This is a genomic window from Rhizobium sp. CCGE 510 (genome assembly GCF_000292525.1).
GTDB lineage: Bacteria > Pseudomonadota > Alphaproteobacteria > Rhizobiales > Rhizobiaceae > Rhizobium.
This window is the reverse complement of sequence record NZ_AEYF01000059.1, coordinates 1-4,899: the sequence shown is the minus strand read 5'-3', so window position 1 is coordinate 4,899 and position 4,899 is coordinate 1. Positions and strand designations below refer to the sequence as shown.

4 protein-coding genes and 1 pseudogene are annotated in these 4,899 nt (G+C 56.2%); 1 reads left to right on the top strand and 4 read right to left on the bottom strand.

Going from position 1 to position 4,899, the window contains the following annotated elements; all coding sequences use genetic code 11:
* Positions 1-144: 144 nt before the first annotated feature.
* The 4 genes and pseudogenes from RCCGE510_RS32195 to RCCGE510_RS32180 all read right to left on the bottom strand — a co-directional run bounded on the left by RCCGE510_RS32195 (position 145) and on the right by RCCGE510_RS32180 (position 3,919).
* Positions 145-612 (bottom strand): Lrp/AsnC family transcriptional regulator, encoded by a 468-nt coding sequence (locus RCCGE510_RS32195; protein ID WP_007637525.1) that lies wholly within the window; start codon positions 610-612, stop codon positions 145-147.
* Between the two features lie 176 nt (positions 613-788).
* Complete coding sequence (locus tag RCCGE510_RS32190) at positions 789-1,967, bottom strand: Xaa-Pro peptidase family protein (RefSeq protein ID WP_007637524.1); 1,179 nt, start codon at positions 1,965-1,967, stop codon at positions 789-791.
* A gap of 75 nt (positions 1,968-2,042) precedes the next feature.
* Positions 2,043-2,579, bottom strand: a complete 537-nt coding sequence (locus RCCGE510_RS32185; RefSeq protein ID WP_037080686.1) for a carboxymuconolactone decarboxylase family protein — start codon at positions 2,577-2,579, stop codon at positions 2,043-2,045.
* Between the two features lie 12 nt (positions 2,580-2,591).
* Positions 2,592-3,919 (bottom strand): annotated as a pseudogene (locus RCCGE510_RS32180) (aspartate aminotransferase family protein).
* A gap of 230 nt (positions 3,920-4,149) precedes the next feature.
* On the opposite strand from RCCGE510_RS32180, the gene RCCGE510_RS32175 reads away from it, so the two are divergent.
* Positions 4,150-4,899 (top strand): MurR/RpiR family transcriptional regulator (locus RCCGE510_RS32175; RefSeq protein WP_037080689.1); only part of this gene is annotated, 750 nt, incomplete at its 3' end.

Genomic DNA, 4,899 nt, shown 5'->3' with positions numbered 1-4,899 from the left:
GTGTTCATAGTGATCTCCTGGTCCCTTCGTCATGGTGTCTGTTAAGCGAGTAGCAGCGGAGTTGCACGGCCCGTCGATTTCAATGCACTTCGTGCATCCAGAATAAAGAAGGTGACGCTGAACCCGGGCCCCGCGACGCCATCACTATGCCTCGAGAGGGATAGCGAAGCTGGCCTTTAGACGGTCCATCACAACCATAGTCTTGAAGCCTTTGATATCCGCGTTTTCATAGAAGAACCGACGCGTGAAGTGCTCGTAGTCCTGCATGTCCTTCGCAGTAATCACCAGCATGAAGTCAGCATCTCCCGTTACGTAGAAGCCCATCATCACCTCACGCGTATTTCGTATCGCCGCCTTGAATCGATCGACGATGTCCGCCCTTTCTCGTTCAAGGGACACCAGGACGATCATGGTGATATGTCGTCCGACTGACTTGGGCGAGACGATGGAAACGTCTCCTTCGATTACGCCTTCGTTGCGCAACCTTCTCAATCGCCGTTGGCATGCCGTCGGCGAGAGGTGGACCATTCCCGCGAGTTCTTCAGAGGTTAGTCGGTTGTTTTTTTGAACGGCTTGGAGAAGCGCAATGTCCGCGCGATCGAGTTCAACCATCACCTACCACCCCGAACAAGAATCGGGGGAACCCGTGCGGAGGCCTCCAATGTCGATACTGCCTCGCACACGTCGGTTGTTTCTCTCCCGCACAATTGCGTGTCCGAACTGGTCACACCATTTCGGAAACGAACAAGGTATGCTGGAGCCAGACGGGTACGCACCGAATTCACTCTCTATTTAACGAAGAGCTTGCGCGGTGTCTTCGTCAGAGGTTCGTAACCCGTGTCGGAGACAGCAAAGCTCTGTGTGATCGTGATCCCGACATTGTCGAGCCACAGGCCAGGCATCATGTGGAACACCATACCCGGCTTGAGTACGGTTTCGTCGCCCTTGCGAATGCTAGCCGTGCGTTCGCCAGAGGCCGGAGGGAACCCAATGCCGGTCGGATAACCGATGCGGGACTCTTTTTCGATCCCATGGCGGGCAAGAGCCTTGCGGAAATCGCCGTCAACCTCCGAGCAAGTGCGACCGGGTCGAACCGCATCCAGGCCGACGTTCAAGGCCTCAACAGCGATTTCCGACAGATTCAGGAAAGCATTTGATGGTTGACCGACCACGATCGTACGCGCCAGATTGACCTGGTAGCGATGTCGGCATCCGTTCAGTTCCAGGTTGACAACGGTTGACTCCGGCAGGGGGTCATCCGTCCACGCGGCATGTGGCGCGATTGAGCGCTCGCCGATGCAGAGATCGGGAGGGCAGCAAGGGTAATCGCCGCCGAACTCAAGCGTGCCGGAAATCTGCTGATGGTAGATTGCCGCCGCGATATCGCACTCGCGAACGCCGGCTTGCACCATATCGATGACCCGCTGCATGGCGGCATCTGCAAGCTGACCGGCCTGACGCATGATAGCCACTTCGGCGGGGCTTTTGACGAGGCGAATCCATCCAACGAGGAGGTCGGCGTCCACGAACTCGGCAGTGGGCAGTGCTTGTGTCAGGTCGGCGTGGCCGCGAGCAGGATAATAGTAGCCCCCCATCTCTACGCCAATGCGCGCCTTATCGCCTCCGAGTTCCTTCACAATATCGGCCATGAAAGAATATGCAGAGAGCGTCGCCGATTGAACATACGTGTCCAGATAGGCTCGGATGTTGTCCTCGGCCAGATAGGTAGTCATGGAGGCCGAAACACGGTCCATGAAACGGCCAATCCAAATCGGTTCTGCATGGTCCTGGGCCACAATCACCATTTGGGGTGTGTAGAAGGAATACGCATTGTAGCCGGTAAGGTAGTTCTGGTTCGGCGGTTCAGAAAGGAGGAGGATGTCGATCCCTCTCTTAGCCATCTCCTTTTTGACTGCAGCTAGACGAGTCTGGAATTCTTCTTGTTCGAAGTGCAATTCTTTTTTCATGGTGATCTCCCATTTGGCGGCGAATACTGGCCATCATTTCGCCCGTCTCTCGGTGGGCTTAAGGGGACGGCCCCGTCAGATTGGGTGTTCCGCCATCTCGTCTGCAACGCCTTGGTCAACCGGTGTGTCGAAAGTCATTAATATGAAACCAAGCACCGAGTAGAAGCCGACAGTCGCCATGAGGTCGAAGACGGCTTGCCGCCCCATGGTTGCAGCAAGGGCTTGCTCGAGATGCGAAGGCAGACATGCTCCGCTAAAAAGCGCGTCGACAGCTTCGGCAATCAATCCATCTTCGCCATCCGGCGTTCCAGCCATACTTCGGATTCGTGTATCGGAAATGCCAAGAGCGCGAGCGCGGCTTACATGATGGGCCCACTCATAGGCGGAACCCATCCGATGCGCGGCGCGCAGAATTACGAGCTCAGAGCGAACCGCTCCCAAAGCGCTGTCTTTGACGATGTGCTGCCTTAGAGGGGCCCATGCCCTCAGGAGCGCTGGATGATGAGCCATGGTGCGATAGACATTGAGCGCGCCGGCGAAACCAGTTTTCATATCCGCGATATCGGCGGGCCAGTTTTCATCAGAGATAGGAGAACAGGATGGTTTTGTCATTTCGCGAGAGCCTCAACCTGCCACTGCGGCGCGGATTGCATCGCCAAGCCGTTCGACAATCAAATCGATTTCATCGGGCTGAATGATGTATGGTGGCGCCAGCAGCACGTGGTCGCCCAGCGCCCCGTCAATTGTGCCCCCCATTGGGTAGCACATCAGGCCTCTGCGCATTGCCTCTTTCTTGATCCGAGAATGCATCTTGCGAGCCGGGTCAAAAGGTTGTTTCGTGTCTTTGTCTGCCACGATCTCGACGCCGCGGAAAAGGCCGCGGCCACGGATGTCGCCGACATAGGGTGATTGTCCAAGCGCTTCATCGAGGCCGGCCTGGAGGTGATCGCCCATCCGGATGACGTTCGCCATCATTTCCGGGCGCGTGATTATTTCAACCACCTTACTGGCTGCCGCTGCTGCGATCGGATGTCCGATATAGGTATGTCCATGCTGGAACAGACCCGACCCGTCGGCGAACGCACGGTAGATCTTTTCGGAGAGCAATACCGCTCCGATCGGCTGAAACGCCCCCGCCCAGTCCCTTCGCGATCGTGACCACATCCGCGACAATGCCTTCCTGCTCCATAGCGAAGATTGTGCCGGTACGCCCCATTCCGCACATGACCTCGTCAAGGATAAGCAAGATGCCATACTTGTCGCACACCTGTCGAACCCGCTTGAAATAGTCCGCAACCGGGCCAACGGCGCCCAGCGTCGCACCGACCACCGGCTCGGCGACGAAAGCCATGACCTTGTCCGCGCCAAGTTCAAGAACCTTGTCTTCCAACTCCGATGCAAGACGCTCGGCATAAGCCTCCGGCGTTTCGCCCACCTGCAGGTCGCGGTAGGCGTAGCACGGAGAAACGTGGTGCGTTTCGGGCAAGATCGGTTTGAACTGAGCACGACGCCAAGCATTGCCGCCTGTTGCCAAAGCACCGATCGTATTACCATGATAGCTCTGCCGACGTGCAATGATGTGGCGCCGCTGCGGCTGCCCCACTTCGACAAAATACTGGCGGGCCGATTTTGAGAGCGGCCTCCACAGCTTCTGAACCGCCAGACACCAGATAAACATAATCGAGACCTTCCGGCGCAAGTTCGATCAATTGCTCGGCAAGCCGCTCGGCGACATCAGTGGTAAAAAACGACGTGTGGGCGTAGCTGATCCTACCCATCTGTACTTTCATTGCGTCCAGAACTTCTGGATGATTGTGCCCGAGGCAACTGACTGCGGCGCCCCCTGACCCATCCAGGTAGCTCCTGCCCTCGCTATCCACGACGTAGATGCCCTCCCCCGCGACCGCGGTTGGCAGAGTTGTTCCGATCGTTCGATGGAGAATTTTGGTCATGGTGATCTCGGGTGCCTATCCGTCCGGCATTGAACGTTTCCACCCATTGATTTGCAGGTTTCCGCAAAATATGCAACAACTGTTTTATAATTCGCATTTTGATGCATTTGTTTTCCTTTCAGGCGTGCCAGTTTTGGAACGTTCCTGATGATGGCCTGCTTTCAATTGTTTGACTTTTTTGTTCCAGAGAGGGATGGTCCAGGTGAATTATGATGTCGAATGTGAGGCAAATGTTGCAAAAGGGTCCATTACACGCTCGGATTATCGAGCGATTCGACGAGATGTCTGAGCAGTTGCAGCAGGCTGCTCGGCACATTTTGGAGCATCCTCAAGAGGTCGCGCTCGTTTCAATGCGCGAGCTCGCGCGAAACGCCGGCGTGCAGCCATCCACGATGACGCGACTGGCGAAGTTTCTCGACTTCTCAGGGTATGAAGATTTCCGGGCACAACATGCCGACGTCATTCGTGTAAGCGCGGACGGGTTTGCCGCTCGAGCCCTGCAGAGGACCGAGGCAGCGACGAACGGGGAGGGTCTTGCGTTTAGAATGCTCCAGGGCCTTTCCGCGCAGATTGATCGACTGTGTGCCCCCGACACAATCGAGCACCTGAATAAGATGGCGGAGCAACTATCGAATGCTCGAAGGATTTATGTGCTAGGGTTGCGCTCTTGCCATTCCGTCGCCTGGCATTTCCATTACGTCATGACGTTGCTTGGCGAGAAGACCGTTCATTTGGATGGTCCTGCCGGCACAAGTGGCGATCCGCTCATTCGCGCCACCAGCGACGATGTTCTTCTAGCCATTTCAAATAAACTCCCTACTTCCCTTCAGACCCTCGAATTAGCCGAGGCTGCACGTGAGAAGGGAATGCCCATTTTGGCGATCACCGATAGTGAAGTGTCTCCGCTGGTGACGATCGCCGAGCACGTCGTGCTATTCCCGACAGAGAGCCAGACATTCTTCACACCTGACGCCGGCGCT

What these genes read in the sequence shown, in the direction of transcription:
- RCCGE510_RS32195 (WP_007637525.1), bottom strand. Translation starts at nt 612, where the DNA reads ATGGTTGAACTCGATCGCGCGGACATTGCGCTTCTCCAAGCCGTTCAA.
- RCCGE510_RS32190 (WP_007637524.1), bottom strand. Translation starts at nt 1,967, where the DNA reads ATGAAAAAAGAATTGCACTTCGAACAAGAAGAATTCCAGACTCGTCTA.
- RCCGE510_RS32185 (WP_037080686.1), bottom strand. Translation starts at nt 2,579, where the DNA reads ATGACAAAACCATCCTGTTCTCCTATCTCTGATGAAAACTGGCCCGCC.